This is a genomic window from Candidatus Bathyarchaeia archaeon (assembly GCA_038873195.1).
Lineage (GTDB): Archaea > Thermoproteota > Bathyarchaeia > Bathyarchaeales > Bathycorpusculaceae > DSLH01.
Genome location: JAVZEV010000001.1, coordinates 1,085,138 through 1,102,362, shown reverse-complemented (window position 1 = coordinate 1,102,362; position 17,225 = coordinate 1,085,138). Strand labels below are relative to the sequence as shown.

Below are 17,225 nucleotides of genomic sequence, written 5' to 3'. Positions count from 1 at the left end.
TCTCACTCTCTCAAATCAACCCATTCAGTTTCTTTCTCAACTTTTCCAGCGTGCATCTGTTTTAGCGATTTCTTAGCAATTTTCTTGATAGTTTCTGAAGTGACATCTCTTCCTCCTAAGCCCGCAATAAAGCCCGTAAGCAATGGTCTGTTTTTTTTGTTGTAAAGAGACGCTTTGATCTCCGACGAAAGAAAGCCTTCCATTCCAAAGGATATGTGACGGTCTATTGTTGCTAACATTTTAGTTTGTTCAGCAAGCTTTGCTATTTCTTCCGTTGGGAACGGACGAAAAACTCTAACCCTTGCCACGCCCACTTTTAAACCTTCTTTGCGAAGGCTGTCAACGGCTATTTTTGCGTCGCTTGCCATGGTACCCATAGTAACCAATACTAAATCCGCATCATCACACTTGTACTTCTCAAGCAACCCGCCATACTCAAACCCAAAACGTTTACCGTAGTCCTTATCGATTTTCGGAATCAACTGCTTCGCGTTCTCCATAGCTTCTTGAATCATGTAACGAAACTCCATATACCAATCAGGCGAAACCAAATTCGCATGAGACAAAGGACGATTAACATCTAAAATCCACCCACATCTGTAGGGAGGCAGAAAATCGTCAATCTCCTTTTGTTCAGGAATTTTTACAGGCATGTAAGTGTGCGATAAAATAAAGCCTTCTAAGCACACCATGGCAGGCAAAAAGACTCGTTCGTCTTCGCAGAGTTTGTAAGCTTGAATAATCGTGTCAAAAACTTCTTGATTATCAGCGCAGTAGAACTGAATCCAACCAGTGTCGCGCTGCGAAAGAGAGTCACTAAAGTCGGACCAAATGCTCCAAGGGGCGCCCATAGCACGGTTAACAACAGCCATAACCACAGGCAAACGAGAGCCAGAAGCCCAATGTAATGCCTCATGCATAAGTGCTAATCCGTGGGCAGAGGTCGCCGTGAAAGTTCTGACTCCCGCAGCCGCTGCGGCAATACACGCAACCATGGCGCTGTGTTCGGATTCCACTCGTATGTATTCGGCGTCCATCTCTCCGTTTTCAACAAAGTCAGCTATTTTTTCTACCACGGTTGTTTGAGGAGTTATTGGGTATGCAGCTACAACCTTTACTCTTGCTGCCTTTGCAGCGTATCCAGCGATGTGATTTGCAGTATCAATAATCATTTGCGCCATTTTTATTCTTCCTCCCGTTTCATCGTTATCGCTTTGACTGGGCACTCATTAGCGCATATTCCGCAGCCTTTGCAGTAGTCGTAATCTATCTTTGGCGAGTCGTCTTCTTGACGTGCAATGGCTGCGTCTGGACAGTAAATCCAGCATAAAGTGCAGCGAGTACATTTGGAATAATTAACTTCAGGCCGGAATGTTCTCCAAGTTCCTGTTTTTCCCATGCTGCCCACTGTAGGTTGAGATAACGGCGTAAGAGGCATTTCCTTACGAGTTTTTGAGGAGCTACTCATGCGTTTTCACCATCCTTTTATTAGACGCTCATAAGCCAATTCTGCAGCCCGAGAATTCTTTTCTCCAGCTGCGCCTGACCAAGTTTCTTTTATGGCTTTCACGACACTTTCCAGTTTAACTTCTTCGGTGGCCTTAGCGAAAGCACCTATTATCGACGTGTTAACCACGGGCGAACCAGCGACTAGGAGATTTAGTTCGAGGGCGATTCCTGTTGCGTCAACAGTTGCAACCTTATAATTTTTTATTCCAGTTTCATCAGGGTGCTTTGTCGTGTTTAGGATTATTACCCCATCTTTCTTCAATCCTTCAGTTACATCCACAGTTTTGTAAATTGCAGGGTCAAGCACAATTACATAATCGGGATTGTACACTTGACTATGTATAAGAATTGATTCGTCACTTATCCTTGCAAAGGCTTTGACTGGAGCGCCACGTCGTTCTGCTCCAAAATAGGGAAAAGCTTGAACCCATTTGCCCTCAATAAAAGCGGCATGCGCCAACAACTCTGCTGCTGTTACGCTGCCTTGTCCTCCGCGCCCATGAATTCTGATTTCCTTAAGCACGGCTCTTTCCTTCCATTGAGAAGAGAGAAGAGTTTGTTTCAGACTTATTAGTTTAGCTTAGAAAAAACACCAAAAACAACATTAAAATGATGCCGCTTGACACAAAAACTGGGGCAACTATTCTCTTTGCTCTTCGTTTAGCCTTATCTATAAGAAGACAGAGGGTTTCTAGTGCTTTTTCTCCTATAACTTTAACGTTGTGGATTTCCACTTTACGGCATGCAACTTTAACGCGTTCTAAATTTGATGTGGCAGCAACTATGGCCTCTTTTATATACTCAATGAGTTTTTCGTGGTCTATAACCTCGCCGATAGGGTGATATCCGCGTTCAACTAGCACTATAGCATTTACTAAATGTGTATCTGTTGTGAAGATTTCGCCTTCATTTATTCCTATAGAAGATAGGGCAGAGAGGATTTTTTCACGTAACCCAGTGACCATGTTGTTGCCGTCAATGACTAAGTAAGCAGTCTTTTGAACTCCCACTTTGACAACCAAGGCGGTGATTCCTCCCGGTCCCATGCCATCTCTGAGACTGAATTCTTTAGGCTGAACAGTGGCTATGCCGACTTCGAAAGGTAACTGTTTGAGGGAAACCGCTTTTTCTAAGCATTCCACCGCGACAGCTTTCAATGACCTTAAGACTTCTTCTGTACCTGCATTTCCGTTGATACTATTATGGGCGTTAACAACCGTATAGCATGCTATTCCATGTCTTTCTGCTTCTTGACTAACAAAAGAACCCAATTCTTGAGGAAAATCTTCAGTGGTTCCAGGTGCAAGACTGAAAGAGATGAAAGCTGATTTACCGAAAATTTGGCAACACGCCGTGGCTATGCCATTACTAACTTTAACAAATGGCGTTGCTTTTGCCTCTGAACCCTCAAAGTTTAGTGAGTCAATAACTTGACTGATTACTTTTTGGTTTTGAGACTGCGAAGCCAAGTCAAACTCGTGCCCAAGCAATCCATGGGGGATGCATGCGACACACTTCAGCGCATTTTCTAATGATGTTTTAAGCATCGAGGGCAGAGGGCTGCTTCCAATGTTTTTGAAGGGCCCAGGATGAATAGATGGCACGGCAATTACTGCTTTGGGTTTGGCGGAATCAAATTTTATGAGAGAAACTTCCACGTTTTGTTCTTCACCCAGCTGTTCAAGAAAACTTTCAAACGGGGCATTTAAGTCCGCAACCCAATTCAACAAGAAAGCCTTTAAAAGAGATAAGGAAGGAACTTTAAGCGTTTTTTCGCCTACACGATTCAAAGGGGAAAGGAAAAGCCAACTTGAAATAATGCTTACAACACACGCGAACACTAAAAACAACAAAAAGAAGAGATAATCAAGTTTCGTCCAAATTATCATCAATTGAAGTACGCAAGGGATTGGTTGAAGGAAAGAAGCTGCGAGGAGTTTGCTGTAACTTTTGAATGATGTCGCGTTAAGAACCGTTAACCGAAAGATAAGCACGGCAGAAAATCCCAAAAGGCATAATCTAATCCACCAAATTGAACCAAACCAGACAGCGACAATAGCTCCTGTAAAAATGAAAAAAAGCCAGAAAACCCAACTGAAAAGTGAAAGTCCAGTAGTTCTTCTCAAATCGTAAATGGGGTCGCCTTTCAAAATTAGAGCGCTTATAACATGGTCAAGAACGATGTTCGTAAGTAATAAAGAAATGCCGAGAAGCATTCCCATTATTAATCCGTAAAGAGAAGGAAAAAGGATAATTGCAGAAAATATACCACTGCCCATGCAAAGCAAGGCAAGAAGCAAAACCATCTTTCCATAAGGCGGAAGCTTAAACAACGAAGAATAATGCTTAACCGCCTTGTCCATGGATATAGTTAATGGGTCGCTGCTTGCCACAATCATCCTCTCGTTCAAATTTCCTATGAAACATTATTAGGCATATTTTAAAGTGTCGCGAAGCTCCGCATAATCACCACGGAGAGTTAAGACACTCTTAGGAATAATCATTCACAAGAGAGACCCAAAATTTTTACATAAACACTGAAAAAATGGGAACACATAAATCAAAAGGCTATCATGGCGAAAACGGTGAGTGAACATTGCCTCATTAGGGGCAACGGTTTTATTTACCAAATATCTATTATAGGATTTTGCGAACCTTATGCCAGAACAAAACGTCCCTCCAACCATATTTCACATGCTCGAGAAAAATCTGGGTAAACAAATACGTGTAATTTTAGACCCAGCATATGGCTTTGAGGGGACATTAGCAGCAATTACGCGTGAACCCGCGGGGATATGGCTTTCCGATGCAGAAGCTATAATATTACGTGCAACAATCGCGCAACCCATACCACAAGTCGCAGGAAGGGAAGAAAGAAGCGAAATATTCGTTCACCTTAACTCTGTTCAACGAATAGAAGTTTTACATCCGCCTTCTCGACGCTAGAATGGCACTTTTAGAAAAAGACATTTGCCAAAACACAAACAACGATTAAGGTTATTGCCAAAGCCACAAGTATCTCAGGTTTAACCTTGACCCCTTCCGTCTCCTCCTCAAAGAACCGGAGCAACCCTGCACTTGCAGCAGGCATTGGCGCTGACTCTTTCTTCTTCTTTTTCTTGCTCATCTGAGCCAACCTTTCTCAATCAAGAGTGTAAGTAACTTTACAAGTTTCTCTATTATTAATGTTATGTTGTCTCAAAAGAGTTTTTATTTGTGAGTAAAGGATACTGTGATGCAAAGGGTGTTGATGATGACTACTCCACATGATGAATATAATCACGTGATTAATCTTCTACAACAACATCACAAATGGTTCCAAGAAAGTATCCCACTCATAGCCAGCGAAAATGTTCCAAGCCCAGCCGTTCGCGAAGCAATAATGTCTGACTTTGGAAACCGCTACGCAGAAGGATGGCCCGGAGAACGCGTGTACGCCGGATGCCGCTTCATTGACCAAGTAGAATTCAAATGCATTGAACTTATGAAAAGGCTTTTTGATGCAGAGTTTGTGGATGTCAGACCCATTTCTGGCGTCGTAGCAAACTTGGTTGTTTATACCGCGTTCACAGAACCTGGCGACACTATGATGGCTTTGTCCATTCCGTGCGGTGGACACATCACGACAGGCAAGAAGGAGCTGGGAGGAACAGCTGGAGCTGTCCGCGGTCTAGTAGTTGAGTATCTTCCGTTGGATTATAAGGAATTAAATATTGATATTGACAAGGCAAAGGAGAGAATTCAAAAACTAGCAGCAGAAGGAAGACCACCTAAACTTGTCATGTTTGGCGCGAGTGTTTTTCCATTTCCGCATCCAATTAAGGAACTGGAAGATATGATTCATTCAGTAGGCGGAACAGTAGCATACGACGCAGCCCACGTAGCAGGATTAATTGCGGGAAAACAATTCCAAGACCCACTTAGAGAGGGCGCAGATGTAGTAAGCTTAAGCACACATAAAACATTCTTTGGACCACAACATGGCGGAGTTCTTTCATGGAATAAATATGCCGATAAGATAAAGCGTGCAACATTTCCAGGAATGGTAAGCAATCACCACTTACATGCAGTTGCAGGCGTCACAATAGCATGCGCGGAAATGCTTGAGTTCGGACAGGAATATGCAAGCCAAATAGTGAAAAACGCTAAAGCATTAGCCCAAGCACTTTACGAGAGAGGCTTCAATGTATTAGCAGAACATAAAGGTTTCACGCAGTCGCATGTGATTCTAATCGACATAACGAAACAAGGAGACGGCGGAACAATCGAAGAGACTTTGGAAAAAGCGAACATCATAATTAATAGAAACTTGCTACCATGGGATATCAAAGAAGGACGTCACTTCATGCACCCGGGCGGCATAAGATTGGGCGTGTCAGAAGTTACAAGACTTGGAATGAAAGAATCCGAAATGGATGAAATAGCAGAGTTCATTAAGCGCGTGGTAATGGACAAGGAGCCTTTAGAAAAAGTGAAAACGGACGTGGCAGAATTTCGAAGAGACTACCAAAAAGTACATTACTGCTTTGAAAACGCAACTGAAGCCTACAAGTACATAAAAATTCGGTAAACGCGTTTAATGCTTATGATAAAAGAGAAAATACAAGTATGGACTATTGGACACAGCAGCCGTTCAATAGACACTTTTCTCGAATTACTGAATGAATACCAAATTCAAGTGCTCATAGACATCCGTAGATTTCCAACATCAAAAATCGAACATTTCAAAAAAGAACAAATGCAAAAGTGGCTCTCGGAGCATGGCATAGAATATATTTGGCTTGGCAATGAATTAGGCGGATACCGACAAGGAGGATACAAAAAGCACATGCGAACTAAACTTTTCAAAAAAGGAATAAAGAAGCTTTGTGGACTCGCGGCAAGCAAGCGTGTTTGCCTCATGTGCATGGAGAAAAACCCGAAATATTGTCACCGCCGATTTATCTCCACAAATTTAGAAAGAAAAGGTGCCAAACTAATTCACATCATTGAAAAGGGACAAAAGAGCCTTACCGTTTAAGTTGGCGATAAAGGCACTCACAGCCGCTCAGAACTTAAAACAACATCCAAAGAGGTCAACTTTTTGCTTCCAAACATATTCTGAGAAATCTATGAAGAGCTCAACATGCCCAAGATTCTGAAAGCCTTGCTTGTGAAGGAATCGAATAGCTTGGATGTTTCGTGCCACAGGTCTTACAGATAAAAATCGCACTCTCAATAATCGCGCTTCCGAAACAGCCCGTTCTACTAGTTTTCTTCCAATTCCCTTGCCACGATAACTTCTACTAACAATGAGGGGCTCTATTTCCGCCTCATTCCCTTCAACAATCAATCCTACAAGCCCAACCACTTTAGAAACAGCAACCGCCACCCAAAGCTGCTCGCATCCAAACTTTGTAAGATATTTATCAAAATAGTCTTTTGGATGCTCTCCACCGATTGTGGAATCTTGGTAAATTTCACGATGCCATTCTATTAATTCGCGCCATAAAGAGCGGCATTCTTCTCGGTCAGTATCTCGGTATTTACGAATAGTGATAGACATTAACACTTTAACCTCAATTAAGCCTACACTAATTTTATCTATAATAATTTCATCTTCTCTATTTTAATAAATGAACAACGCTCTCTACGTGAACCAAGGTGAAAAAATTTTGCACATATCAAGGTTTCAAAAAATGATGCGCCAAATATACTTTCATAGAGATTCCAAACGTGGAATAGATGGAACATATAATTGGCTTGCAGACGAAGTGAAAGAATTAGGCGAAGCGTTAAAAGCAAACAACAAAAAAGCGTTAGAAGACGAATTTGCAGATGTCATTGCATGGTTAGCTTCACTCGCAAACGTCGCCAACGTAGACCTAGAACAAGCAGCACTAAACAAATATCCTAATCAATGCCCAAAATGTAAACGCACACCATGCAAGTGCACTTTTTAACCTAAATTTTCCAATCGCTTCTGCCCTAAACCCGTGAGACCCCAAACGCGCGGTTTATTGCCTTTTCTCTCAACTATCCCTTCAACCTCAAGAAGCTTCAAATGATGCATAACAACACCATAACGCATTCCCGCCTCTTTCATAATGGCTCTAACGTCGAGGGAACGCCCCTCAAGAGTATTCAAAATTCGTGTTCTAGCTTTAAGCCCAAGCTTGACGTTTCTTATACGTGTCAAGTAGGCATTAGGATGATAAATCTCTTTTAGCATGTCCACCGCATATTAATTACGCCGTTAAAATAGAAAAAGTTTCTTAAGCAAAATCCATTAGGCTTATCTGCTTTGGCTTTTGCCCCTTAAACAAAGCGTTAATTTCCTCTCTTACAAGTGAAATTCTCTGAGAATAATACCGCGGCAACCGATACTTCTTGACAAGGTGCTCCGCTGCCTCAAGATACTTCTCAATTCCACCACGATAGACAGTGAGAGTTAATTGCCCTCCACAAGAGGGGCACTTACCGCGAAGAGGCAACCGTCGAAAATGCTTGTTGCACGATTTGCATCTGAAACCTTGTGTCGAGAAAGCACGTAAGTTTCCAGCAATATCTCGAATAAAATGTTTAGTTAAAACCTTTAAGGCTACCTTCCTAGCATCCACAGCCTCAATTTTCTCAGCTAACTCAAGCTGACTATTTAGTTTTTCAACCATCGTTTTGAACAATTTATACGCACTATCAACATTTCCCATGTTAACATTTGACACCGGAGTCGTGAAGCCGAACCCTTCAAATTGTGCCTCTGAACCAAGACGGTATTCGATGATGTCAATGAGGTGGCTTACTTGTCTAGCCTCTGTATGTTCCCATGTTTTTTCATAAAATTCTAGGGGGTAAGCTTTAGCGACATCCACATCGTGCGCTTGCCTTTGCACTTCTTGTGGATTAACAATTGGAATAAGAAGCAGTGGAGCATCCATTATTCCGCCTATCTGCGCGGGCAAATACTCTCTGGAAAAATTGAGCAGAGTGTCCAAAGCAAGCATTAAAGCGTCTTCGTCGCCGTCGCAGTCTCTACGCTTGGCTGAATGCCAGATTGGATGCGCATAACACACGTTTAAGTTGGTAAAGCCTAAAATGCGCCCTATAATACTGACAGAAGTATGTGGAGCTAGACCTGCAACTAAATGTCCAACAAGGTCTTCCACTCGCTTAACGTTATAGTAAGGCGAAAGCCCATAGACTTTCGTTAAGAGCTCATCAATAAAGTCTGCAACATGCACAAAGTACTCCGCACATTTCACCGGAACTATAACATCTTGAAGTTTCAATTCGCACACTTGATTTGGCTCGGTTAATTCTGCACCATCAACTGCGTGAGTGTAGCCCAATTGCCTAAGCCTTTCCACAGAAACGCCAATTTCAGAAGGTTTGAAATGCGTCAAAGGAGCGTTTGTAACATCAAAACGAATTGTTCCATCCTTGTAGACTGACAACCCATGTCTTGCACGCAAAACGCCCTTTTCAAGGATTTCTGGAACCTTTTTCTCATTCGTTAAACCTTTGACGCATTTCAATATTTTGGGTGTGGAAACACCTAGACGACTACACGCGCCTTCAAGCATTTCTCTAAAGTTAATTACTTGCTTTTGATAGAACTGCACGAGCACTTTACAGGATGGACATTCTTCTGCATTCAAAGTTCTCCCGCATCTGGGACAACTTTTCTCGAGAATGGTTTCAGAGCCGCATACCGGACAAATAATCCTAAATGTGAAAGTCTTGCAAACAGGACATTTACGCTTGACAACTTCTACAAATGCTGGTTCCTTTTTTGCCGCTTCAACTATGTCTCGTTGAGAACCACCAGACAAACCTATAGGAAAAAGAACGTGGACAAGAGGTTTCATCTCCCGCCTTTTCGCTTTTTCGGGTCTTCCCATCCTAGCACCAACGAGAGTTGGAGCTTTTTCCCGTACTTCCACGCCAGAGAGTAACTTAATCACACCGAGAATAGTTTGCGTGGATGAAAAATTCTCATCGAAAGATTTCCCATAGCCAAGACAAAACGCAAACGCATGGGCATCTTCATCTTTAATGTGAATCTTGCTATTGAAAACTTCATGTGGCAAACAGATTGTTTCCAACGCTTGCTTGACATTTGCCTCAATTTCTCCAACAATTTCGCAGCAAACGCTATTTTCAAATTGTACTTCTGCATTATGAAGCCAGTTTCTTAATAGTTTAAGCTCTTCAACTGAAGAAAGGTACGGCCAGAAGAATGTAAAAGACGGGTGTAGGGGTACGCGTAAAGCTAGTGATAATACAATAGCTTCCTTAACATCGGGCTTGTAAAAGAACGGATCTGCCAAGAAAGCAGTTAACCTCTCAAATGGAATCTTCGTAGTTTCTGTTATAACCTCCAAATTTCCATTAAATTGCTCTGAAATCGCTTTCCGTAAATCTTCAACCCACCACTCTTCAACGTATCCAGAAGGCGCAAGAGATTTACTGCTATACAAGAAATCGCCATAACCAATCAACATGTCTCCTAAAAACAGAATTTTTTCTATTTCGCCTTTTATAGCATTGAAATTTTCAAGAGTAACTCGAATAACAGACCCATTTTTCAACCGAACAATAGGCGGCTCCACAGTATCCACAGGAACAGCAATGCCGCCTTTTCCGGGAAGTTCCAAACGAAGTTGAGTGCCAGCCGCCAGAAAACCTTGAAGAACTAGCATAGTCGCAGGATGAATGCCCACAGCAGACAAACCAGTGTTCCGAGCTCTACCATATCTTAAACGAAACCCTCCACGCCTCGACGGAAATGAAAAGATTGGACGCCCAGCAATAACATCATCCATAAACCCTGCAGACTTTTTCTCAGATTTCTTACGAAACTCCTTAAGCCAATCCCACCCTTGAATCCCAAGCTTCTCAATTATCGTTAAGACTTTAAGCGCACGCCCAACCACACCATCATTCACAACCCTTAATGCACCACCTCTTACACGGTTAGTCTCTACCCGCGGAAGATTCCTAAAAGAAGAAACTTCCACAGGATCGGATTCCGTGCCCGTTACTTCAACTGGAAGCCACTGAAGCGCCTTACGCAATTCATCATCTGAAACATGAAATTGAAAGCGGCTTACAGAACGTTCATAGAGTCTAACTTCCTCAATGAAACGTAAAATCTCTTCTTCTGTAGGCTTATAACGGTCAAGACCCAACAATCGCCGCACAAAGTCTCCAACAACTAGTGTAAGAGCTTGGTCTGTTCCACCTGCTGATCTGATGGGACCGGCAAAATAGATTGCGAGATATTGTGTTCGATCACGGTTTGTTTTAATTTTTACTTTTGCTACCCCTTGAAGAGGCGCGGCTGTCAGCCCTTCTGTTAGAATTGCAAGTGCGGTGCGTATTGATTGCTCCGCTGCTGCTTCAGCTTCCATATGCCCAAATTTGCCATAAACGATTTCTTCAGCGATTTTGAACGCTATCTCTTCCCTTGGTAGCCTTTTGCTTAACTCTCTTATACTTTCTGCAACACCTTTCGGTCCAACAAGACCTTCTACAAGATCGGCTAAATCTTTAGCAATTATGCACTCGGGTTTTAATGTTGGGTCAAGACCTTTTGCTCTGGCTTTTTCGCTTATGGTGTATAGTTGGTTTAGTTTACTTTCTAAAGTCTCCATGTATTGCCGATAAGCTTCGCTCATTGGACCATTCAAACTTTCTCCCGGCTACAATTCTTTTTGCCATGGTATATTTTGGTTTTGTAACACGAAAAACGCAAAAATGTTAAAGCAGAATACTTCTACTCCCTATGAATTCTACACAAAAACACTGTTGACCATTTTTCTTTTGTGCGTCCCGTGGCTTTATGATAAGCGTCCCCTGCAAGTTTACATCGCTTTTCAACACACCCTTTACAGTGCCCATGTCTCAAATCAGAAGGCCCATCACAAACGCCACAGTTAAGTATCAAAACCTCACCTAAACCTCTCAGTGTAGCCCAAACATATTCATATTCATCATATTGCGGTTCAAAATCAGGCCACACATCATAGACATTTTCGTTTCCAAGAATTTTCTTCAAAGCAGAAAAATAGTTTTCAAAGGCAGTCAAACCCGTTTCACATCTTGCCTTGCCTTATGCCTTCTACAATCTCAGAAACTTTTTGCTTAACTTCATTGTTTTCGACAACATTACCAGTGACGATTATGTCCGCACCAGCCGAAGCTGCCGCTAAAGCTTGCGTTCTGGATCTTATGCCGCCTCCAACAATCAAGGGAACATCAATGTAATGTTTAACAGCATGAATCATTTCAGGAGGAACAGGTTTTTTGGCGCCAGAGCCAGCTTCCAAATATATGAAGCGCATACCCAGATACTGCCCAGCTAAAGCATGTGCCGCAGCCAGTTCTGGCTTATTGTAGGGAACTGGAACCGCTCTGCCAACGATGCCGGCTGTGCCACCCTCACCAACAATTATGTACCCCATGGGAATCGGCTCTAACCTATGCTTCTTAACTAAGGGAGCCCCCAAAACTTGCGCACCCATTAAGAAATAAGGGTCAACAGAATTTAAGAGAGACATAAACCAGATAGCGTCAGCGTAACGCGTTATGCCTGTTACGTTATTTGGAAAAAGGATTACTGGAATCTTTACTGTACGCTTGACGGCTTTAACAACGTGATCTAAGTGTGTGCTGGAAGTAAATGTTGATCCGCCAATCATTATAGCAGAGGTGCCGCTTAAGTTTGCTTTGGCGGCAATTCTAGAAGCTTGAGGAGGTGTCACTTTTTCTGGGTCTATAAGGGTCATGTGAATTGACCCTTCTGACTCAATTTTTTCAAGGAGATATTTTTCAACACGCCCTATCATGGCTAACCAGCTCAGCTAAACATTTTTACTCTCGGGCAAAGAGGTTTTTCGTGAGCTTCCGTAAAGTTTGTCAGTAAACATGCAGTAAATGTCAATTTCTCCTTGCGCAGGTTTCGCGGGAAATTCTTCTTTCAAGCCGCAGCTACCACACCCAACCACTGCGCGGTTTTCCTCTCGGAAAATTTCGACCCTCACGGCTTCCTTTCCACATTTTGGGCAAGAGAAGAATTTGGGCAACCGTTTCTTTGGGATACGAACAACCTTTCGTCTTCTTCTCCCCATTTGCATCCGCCTAAATTCCAGAGTACACCTTTTCATATTTACATTTGTCCTTAAATACTTGCCTATAAGCATAAGACACTGAGGGTGTAGCTGTTTGGAGTTGACGCCTTCAATTCTGGATTTGAACTGGCAAGAAGTAAAGGCCAAAATAACTAGGTTCATCAAGGATTACTTTGAGAAAACCAAAGCAAAGGGCATTATTGTATCGCTATCTGGAGGAATTGACAGCAGCACAGTCGCAGTACTTTCAGCCTTAGCTATTGGCAAAGGCAAAGTTTTGGGACTCATGCTACCAGAAAAAGAAACCTACAACGCTAAAGATGTTAAACACGCAGAGCTTGTCGCTAAAAAATTCGGGTTAAAAAAAGAACTAATTGATATCACTCCTGTATTAGAAGCATTCTATAATTCAATACCAATCTTTGCTCCAGCAGATAACCTTTGCAAGGGTAACATAAAAGCACGAGCCAGAATGATTTACGCGTACTACTATGCAAACAGGCTTAACATGCTCGTTTGCGGAAGCTCGGACAAATCAGAAACAATGATGGGCTACTTTACAAAGTGGGGTGACGTTGCCGCAGATATATCACCAATAATGGACCTCTACAAAACTCAAGTTCGAAAACTTGCGTATCACATAGGGGTACCAAAAGAAATCGTTAAAAAACCATCTTCGCCAGCATTGTGGCCAGGACAGTTTGCAGAAACAGAGCTTGGCATAAAATATGAAAAACTTGACCTTGTTCTTTATGGACTGGAACATTTCATGAAAACAGAAGAAATAGCAAAGCAACTAAAAATAGAGAAAGAACTTGTGGAAAAGATAAAGCATAGATGGCTTGCCGCAGAACATAAAAGGCGGATGTTGTTAACAACAAAAATCGAATACCGAACTGTGGGAGCAGATTTTAGACTCCCACGCAATATGCCCTAGTCATCGAGAGGATGATCATGAAAGAAAAATTCAAAGTATCTCTCGCACAAATAAGCTGCAAATGCGGAGACAAAGCAGCGAACATAAAGAAAATAGAAAAACTGGTTTCTAAGGCGAAGGAACAAGCGGCGGACCTTGTGATTTTTCCAGAACTTTCATTAACAGGTTATGTTGTAAGAGACCAAATTTACGAGCTAGCGGAAACAATACCTGGACCATCAACCAAAATCATCGAAGGAATCACTAGAAAGGCAAAAATGCACATGGTTTTCGGCATGCCAGAACTAAGTGAAAAAGCACAAGCGACTGTCTACAATTCAGCAGTTCTTGTAGGCCCCGATGGTTTTATCGGAAAATATCGTAAAATGCACCTTCCAACTCATAGCGTCTTCGAAGAAAAGAGATATTTCAGGCCTGGATACCAAACGGCAGTATTTGACACCAAACTTGGAAAAGTAGGTTTAATCATATGTTACGATATCTTCTTTCCAGAAGTAAGTAGACTAGCACGCCTTGCCGGTGCGCAGTTAATAGTGTGCATCTCTGCTTCGCCAGCAGTGCGGAAAACATTTTTTGAAGCATTAATAGTTGCCAGAGCCATAGAAAACACGGCTTTTCTAGCGTATGTAAATTTGGTAGGCATAGAAGATGGTTTACAGTTTTGGGGCGGAAGTAGACTAATAGGCCCTAACGGAAAAATTCTTGTGCAAGCAAAGTATGATGATGAAGACCTTGTGACATGTGATGTGGACTACACGGACATAAGACCAGTTGAGACGTTTGTTCCCACGTTGAAAGACTTGCGCCCAGAGCTTTTTGACAAGCTGAAGGAAGCCGCAGAGAACCTTTAGAACAGCTACCTACGTTTCTTCACAGCTTTTTCTATTCTGGTTAACGCCTCTTCTAATTGTTCATAAGATGCAGCGTAAGAAATGCGTAGGTACCCTTCTCCATGACTGCCAAAGGCAGAGCCTGGAACTGTTGCTACGCGGGATTCTTTGGCAAGAAACTCTGCAACTTCTTCAGAGGACATGCCAAAGTCCTTTACGTTTGGAAAAACGTAGAACGCGCCTTTCGGAAGTTTACAAGCAAAGCCTTCAATCTCGTTAAGTCTATCGTACACTAGATGGCGTCGTCTATCAAATTCTTGAACCATGCTCACGACAGAGTCATGAGGACCATTTAATGCAGCCAGCGCAGCATACTGTGCAGGAGTATTTACGCAAGCGACGGTATACTGGTGCGCCAGCCACAAAGGAGCGACAAGTTCCCGTGGTCCATAAACATACCCAACCCTCAATCCAGTCATCGCATAAGTTTTAGAAAACGAGTTAACAACTAACGTACGCTCGCGCATCCCACGAAAAGTAGCAAAGCAACAGTGTTTCGCTTCGTCATAGAGAATTTTCTCGTAGACCTCATCAGAAATCACAATCAAATCATGTTCGACAGCGATTTTTGCCAGCGCGGCAGCCTCATCATGCGAAAGAACGGCGCCTGTGGGATTGTTGGGATAGTTTAGAATTATCACACGTGACTTTTTTGTGATTAGTGACGTCACATTTTCAACCGACGGCTTAAACCCACTTTCTTCAAAGAGAGGAACAGAAACAGGAACACCACCAGCCAGCAAAATGCTTGGTTCATAACACACAAATCCAGGATTGGGAATTAACACTTCATCGCCAGGGTTTACTAAACTAAATAACGCAAGAAAGATTGCTTCTGTTCCGCCAACTGTGACTAGTATTTCAGCGTCTGGGTCGTAACGGAGATTGTAGTCTTTGTAAGCTTTTTGAGAGAGAGCTTCTCTAAGTTCTGGAATGCCGTTAGTTAGTGTGTAATGTGTTTTTCCTTCTTTTGCAGCACGAGAATACGCCTCTAAAACATGCGGTGGAGGCGTAAAATCAGGTTCTCCAACAGTTAAATTAATAATTCCTGGTGTTTTTTGCGCTAAAGCGAAAAATCGGCGTATTCCAGAGCTTTTTATGGTTTTTAGGCGTTCTGCTGGCTTGAAGTGTGAAACCAAGAGGTAATCCTCAGTATGCATTATTTTCTTCAGCATAAAATGTTTACGTTCGTAAATCAGCCAGTATGATGGAAGAATATTCGATAGTCTTAAAAGAATTACCTCGTATACAAAACTGTATTCATTAGCAAGAACGCGCAGAGGGAAAGATGTGAAGTTAAAAGAAAGTGTACAATCGTGGCTTACAAGTTCCTTAAACGACCCTATTGTGAAAATACTCGCTAAAAACAGCCACTTAACAAAAACACAGCTTGAAACACTGCTCATAGACGTTTTATCCGAAAATATCGCAGGTAAACCGCTAAAATACGATGAAAAAGCCAGATTACGATTAATGAAGGCAAAAATAAGTCGAGGAGCCTTTAACAGGACTCTAAAACAGGCAAAAGAAAACGTAATAAAAGCAATCTACACGGTACTGCTCTTAGGATATTTAGGAGTCTTCGAAAGCACAACTTTAGACCCGTATCTAGAAGTAGCAAACAAGTTGCAAGAGTATGTTGACGCGTACAAGAACATGCCAAACAAAAGTGGAGAACTGAATGAGCATCTAAAAGTCATAGAAATCATAAGAGAAGAGCTTGAAACAAGCCTAAAACAGCTTTCAAATGCCTCGGAAGGCTTAGTGTGACGTCACAAATCACACCAAAAAGAAACATAACTTATAAGACGCGGAACCCAAAATCTGTTAGCGAAGAAAACAGCGGGAAATTCGAAAATAACCCATAGTTAAGGCGATTTATGGTTTCATAGCAACAATGACGTTTGACGTGAGTGTTGCAATAAACTGTGATGTGTGACGTCATGGGAACATAGGTGCATGCGCAGGACCATAATCTTTAAATCTTTTATGGTAAAAATGTGATGTGTGATGCAACATGATTGACTCATGCATAATCACATGTGAATCACAGAGGAATGCCCTTGACTGATATTTTGCTAATTCTTGTGGGCATGTTGTCTGCTGCGACCGTAGGTGCTGCAATTGAATATTATAGGCAGCTTCGCAGAGTTCAGAGAGAATATGAAAAGGCGCGAGAAGTTGTTGAAGACATTGTTCTGAGTTTTAATAGGCAACTTAGACAGGAAGCAGGAAAATTGGAGACTGTTGCATACAAGGTTCATTCGATTTCTTCAAAAAGTGACAGCGCAGTTAGCAAGGCGGAAAATGTTGATAAACAGTTACATGTTTTGGAAACAAAGCTCAATGGGGTTGTAGAAGATAAGGATAAAATGTTAGCAAGACTAGAAGAGGTTGACAAGAAACTGCGTGATATTGTCGCGTCACATGAGACATTAAATGCTAAGGTTTCAACCATAGAAGAGCAAGCACGTCGCATCACAGCAGTTCCAGAAGCAAAAATTGAGGCGGTGATACCTATAAAGAGAGACAAAGTTATGGCTCCATTGACTGACACTGAAATTGCTGTGTTGGAAATGCTTGCAATGGAAGGCGCAAAAACGGCTCCGGAGATTAAAGAAAGAGTTAAGCTGAGTAGAGAACATACGGCACGGTTAATGAAAAAGTTGTATGAGGAAGGCTATCTGGAAAGGGATACAAACAAGATTCCATTCAGATACAGTGTTAAGAAAGAAATGGAGAAACTTTTAAAAAAGACAGAAAGCGAAGCAACGTGAT

Annotated in this window: 20 protein-coding genes; 8 read left to right on the top strand and 12 right to left on the bottom strand. The window is 42.1% G+C overall.

The genetic code is table 11. The features are described from left to right. Positions 1-2 precede the first annotated feature (2 nt). Genes QXW63_06170 through QXW63_06155 form a run of 4 tightly spaced genes read right to left on the bottom strand, consistent with a single transcriptional unit; the run spans position 3 to position 3,902 of the window. A complete protein-coding gene (locus QXW63_06170; GenBank protein MEM3461473.1) occupies positions 3-1,181 on the bottom strand; it encodes a transketolase C-terminal domain-containing protein in 1,179 nt (392 codons plus the stop codon). A 2-nt stretch (positions 1,182-1,183) separates the two neighbouring features. Further along, the gene (gene porD / locus QXW63_06165) at positions 1,184-1,468 is read right to left on the bottom strand and encodes a pyruvate synthase subunit PorD (GenBank protein ID MEM3461472.1); all 285 of its coding nucleotides are present in this window, start codon (positions 1,466-1,468) and stop codon (positions 1,184-1,186) included. Positions 1,469-1,474: 6 nt separating this feature from the next. Then, complete coding sequence (locus QXW63_06160; protein ID MEM3461471.1) at positions 1,475-2,032, bottom strand: pyruvate ferredoxin oxidoreductase subunit gamma; 558 nt, start codon at positions 2,030-2,032, stop codon at positions 1,475-1,477. Between the two features lie 52 nt (positions 2,033-2,084). Further along, entirely contained in the window at positions 2,085-3,902 is a 1,818-nt protein-coding gene (locus QXW63_06155) for a DUF2070 family protein (GenBank protein ID MEM3461470.1), read from the bottom strand. A 265-nt stretch (positions 3,903-4,167) separates the two neighbouring features. Between QXW63_06155 and QXW63_06150 the strand changes: the two genes are divergently transcribed. After that, positions 4,168-4,455 carry a hypothetical protein gene (locus QXW63_06150; protein MEM3461469.1) on the top strand — a complete coding sequence of 96 codons (288 nt, stop codon included), beginning with the start codon at positions 4,168-4,170 and terminating at the stop codon, positions 4,453-4,455. A gap of 10 nt (positions 4,456-4,465) precedes the next feature. On the opposite strand, the gene QXW63_06145 is transcribed toward QXW63_06150, so the two are convergent. Beyond that, entirely contained in the window at positions 4,466-4,636 is a 171-nt protein-coding gene (locus QXW63_06145) for a preprotein translocase subunit Sec61beta (protein MEM3461468.1), read from the bottom strand. Positions 4,637-4,762: 126 nt separating this feature from the next. Here QXW63_06145 and glyA point away from each other — a divergent pair, with 126 nt between their 5' ends. Together glyA and QXW63_06135 are read left to right on the top strand one after the other, a co-directional pair. Further along, a complete protein-coding gene (gene glyA / locus QXW63_06140; protein ID MEM3461467.1) occupies positions 4,763-6,079 on the top strand; it encodes a serine hydroxymethyltransferase in 1,317 nt (438 codons plus the stop codon). A gap of 15 nt (positions 6,080-6,094) precedes the next feature. Continuing rightward, positions 6,095-6,529, top strand: a complete 435-nt coding sequence (locus QXW63_06135) for a DUF488 domain-containing protein (protein MEM3461466.1) — start codon at positions 6,095-6,097, stop codon at positions 6,527-6,529. Positions 6,530-6,556: 27 nt separating this feature from the next. Here the strand turns inward: QXW63_06135 and QXW63_06130 are convergent, their stop codons facing one another. Next, positions 6,557-7,054, bottom strand: coding sequence for a GNAT family N-acetyltransferase (locus QXW63_06130; protein ID MEM3461465.1), 498 nt, complete (start codon positions 7,052-7,054; stop codon positions 6,557-6,559). Positions 7,055-7,163: 109 nt separating this feature from the next. On the opposite strand from QXW63_06130, the gene QXW63_06125 reads away from it, so the two are divergent. Beyond that, positions 7,164-7,451 (top strand): MazG nucleotide pyrophosphohydrolase domain-containing protein, encoded by a 288-nt coding sequence (locus QXW63_06125; protein ID MEM3461464.1) that lies wholly within the window; start codon positions 7,164-7,166, stop codon positions 7,449-7,451. Here QXW63_06125 and QXW63_06120 read toward each other — a convergent pair. The 5 genes from QXW63_06120 to QXW63_06100 form a co-directional block, all read right to left on the bottom strand. Next, complete coding sequence (locus QXW63_06120; protein ID MEM3461463.1) at positions 7,448-7,720, bottom strand: ArsR family transcriptional regulator; 273 nt, start codon at positions 7,718-7,720, stop codon at positions 7,448-7,450. The genes QXW63_06125 and QXW63_06120 overlap by 4 nt on opposite strands. Before the next feature lie 43 nt (positions 7,721-7,763). Then, the gene (locus QXW63_06115; protein MEM3461462.1) at positions 7,764-11,180 is read right to left on the bottom strand and encodes a DNA polymerase II large subunit; all 3,417 of its coding nucleotides are present in this window, start codon (positions 11,178-11,180) and stop codon (positions 7,764-7,766) included. Positions 11,181-11,266: 86 nt separating this feature from the next. Continuing rightward, positions 11,267-11,578: a hypothetical protein gene (locus tag QXW63_06110; protein ID MEM3461461.1), complete on the bottom strand. Its 312-nt coding sequence runs from the start codon at positions 11,576-11,578 to the stop codon at positions 11,267-11,269. A 7-nt stretch (positions 11,579-11,585) separates the two neighbouring features. After that, positions 11,586-12,338: a geranylgeranylglyceryl/heptaprenylglyceryl phosphate synthase gene (locus QXW63_06105; protein ID MEM3461460.1), complete on the bottom strand. Its 753-nt coding sequence runs from the start codon at positions 12,336-12,338 to the stop codon at positions 11,586-11,588. A 15-nt stretch (positions 12,339-12,353) separates the two neighbouring features. Beyond that, positions 12,354-12,620: a hypothetical protein gene (locus QXW63_06100; GenBank protein MEM3461459.1), complete on the bottom strand. Its 267-nt coding sequence runs from the start codon at positions 12,618-12,620 to the stop codon at positions 12,354-12,356. A 94-nt stretch (positions 12,621-12,714) separates the two neighbouring features. Here QXW63_06100 and QXW63_06095 point away from each other — a divergent pair, with 94 nt between their 5' ends. Then, complete coding sequence (locus QXW63_06095; GenBank protein ID MEM3461458.1) at positions 12,715-13,557, top strand: NAD+ synthase; 843 nt, start codon at positions 12,715-12,717, stop codon at positions 13,555-13,557. A 17-nt stretch (positions 13,558-13,574) separates the two neighbouring features. Then, positions 13,575-14,408: a carbon-nitrogen hydrolase family protein gene (locus tag QXW63_06090; protein MEM3461457.1), complete on the top strand. Its 834-nt coding sequence runs from the start codon at positions 13,575-13,577 to the stop codon at positions 14,406-14,408. A gap of 5 nt (positions 14,409-14,413) precedes the next feature. On the opposite strand, the gene QXW63_06085 is transcribed toward QXW63_06090, so the two are convergent. After that, positions 14,414-15,607: a pyridoxal phosphate-dependent aminotransferase gene (locus QXW63_06085; protein ID MEM3461456.1), complete on the bottom strand. Its 1,194-nt coding sequence runs from the start codon at positions 15,605-15,607 to the stop codon at positions 14,414-14,416. A 130-nt stretch (positions 15,608-15,737) separates the two neighbouring features. On the opposite strand from QXW63_06085, the gene QXW63_06080 reads away from it, so the two are divergent. Next, positions 15,738-16,217 carry a hypothetical protein gene (locus QXW63_06080; protein ID MEM3461455.1) on the top strand — a complete coding sequence of 160 codons (480 nt, stop codon included), beginning with the start codon at positions 15,738-15,740 and terminating at the stop codon, positions 16,215-16,217. Between the two features lie 293 nt (positions 16,218-16,510). Further along, complete coding sequence (locus tag QXW63_06075) at positions 16,511-17,224, top strand: MarR family transcriptional regulator (protein MEM3461454.1); 714 nt, start codon at positions 16,511-16,513, stop codon at positions 17,222-17,224. Position 17,225: the final 1 nt, after the last annotated feature.

Excerpts from the sequence above, each read along its gene's own strand:
- QXW63_06145 (MEM3461468.1), bottom strand. The coding sequence starts at position 4,636 with ATGAGCAAGAAAAAGAAGAAGAAAGAGTCAGCGCCAATGCCTGCTGCA.
- QXW63_06090 (MEM3461457.1), top strand. The coding sequence starts at position 13,575 with ATGAAAGAAAAATTCAAAGTATCTCTCGCACAAATAAGCTGCAAATGC.
- QXW63_06105 (MEM3461460.1), bottom strand. The coding sequence starts at position 12,338 with ATGATAGGGCGTGTTGAAAAATATCTCCTTGAAAAAATTGAGTCAGAA.
- QXW63_06130 (MEM3461465.1), bottom strand. The coding sequence starts at position 7,054 with ATGTCTATCACTATTCGTAAATACCGAGATACTGACCGAGAAGAATGC.
- QXW63_06135 (MEM3461466.1), top strand. The coding sequence starts at position 6,095 with ATGATAAAAGAGAAAATACAAGTATGGACTATTGGACACAGCAGCCGT.
- QXW63_06150 (MEM3461469.1), top strand. The coding sequence starts at position 4,168 with ATGCCAGAACAAAACGTCCCTCCAACCATATTTCACATGCTCGAGAAA.
- QXW63_06170 (MEM3461473.1), bottom strand. The coding sequence starts at position 1,181 with ATGGCGCAAATGATTATTGATACTGCAAATCACATCGCTGGATACGCT.
- QXW63_06120 (MEM3461463.1), bottom strand. The coding sequence starts at position 7,720 with ATGCTAAAAGAGATTTATCATCCTAATGCCTACTTGACACGTATAAGA.
- porD (MEM3461472.1), bottom strand. The coding sequence starts at position 1,468 with ATGAGTAGCTCCTCAAAAACTCGTAAGGAAATGCCTCTTACGCCGTTA.
- glyA (MEM3461467.1), top strand. The coding sequence starts at position 4,763 with ATGACTACTCCACATGATGAATATAATCACGTGATTAATCTTCTACAA.
- QXW63_06085 (MEM3461456.1), bottom strand. The coding sequence starts at position 15,607 with ATGCATACTGAGGATTACCTCTTGGTTTCACACTTCAAGCCAGCAGAA.
- QXW63_06100 (MEM3461459.1), bottom strand. The coding sequence starts at position 12,620 with ATGGGGAGAAGAAGACGAAAGGTTGTTCGTATCCCAAAGAAACGGTTG.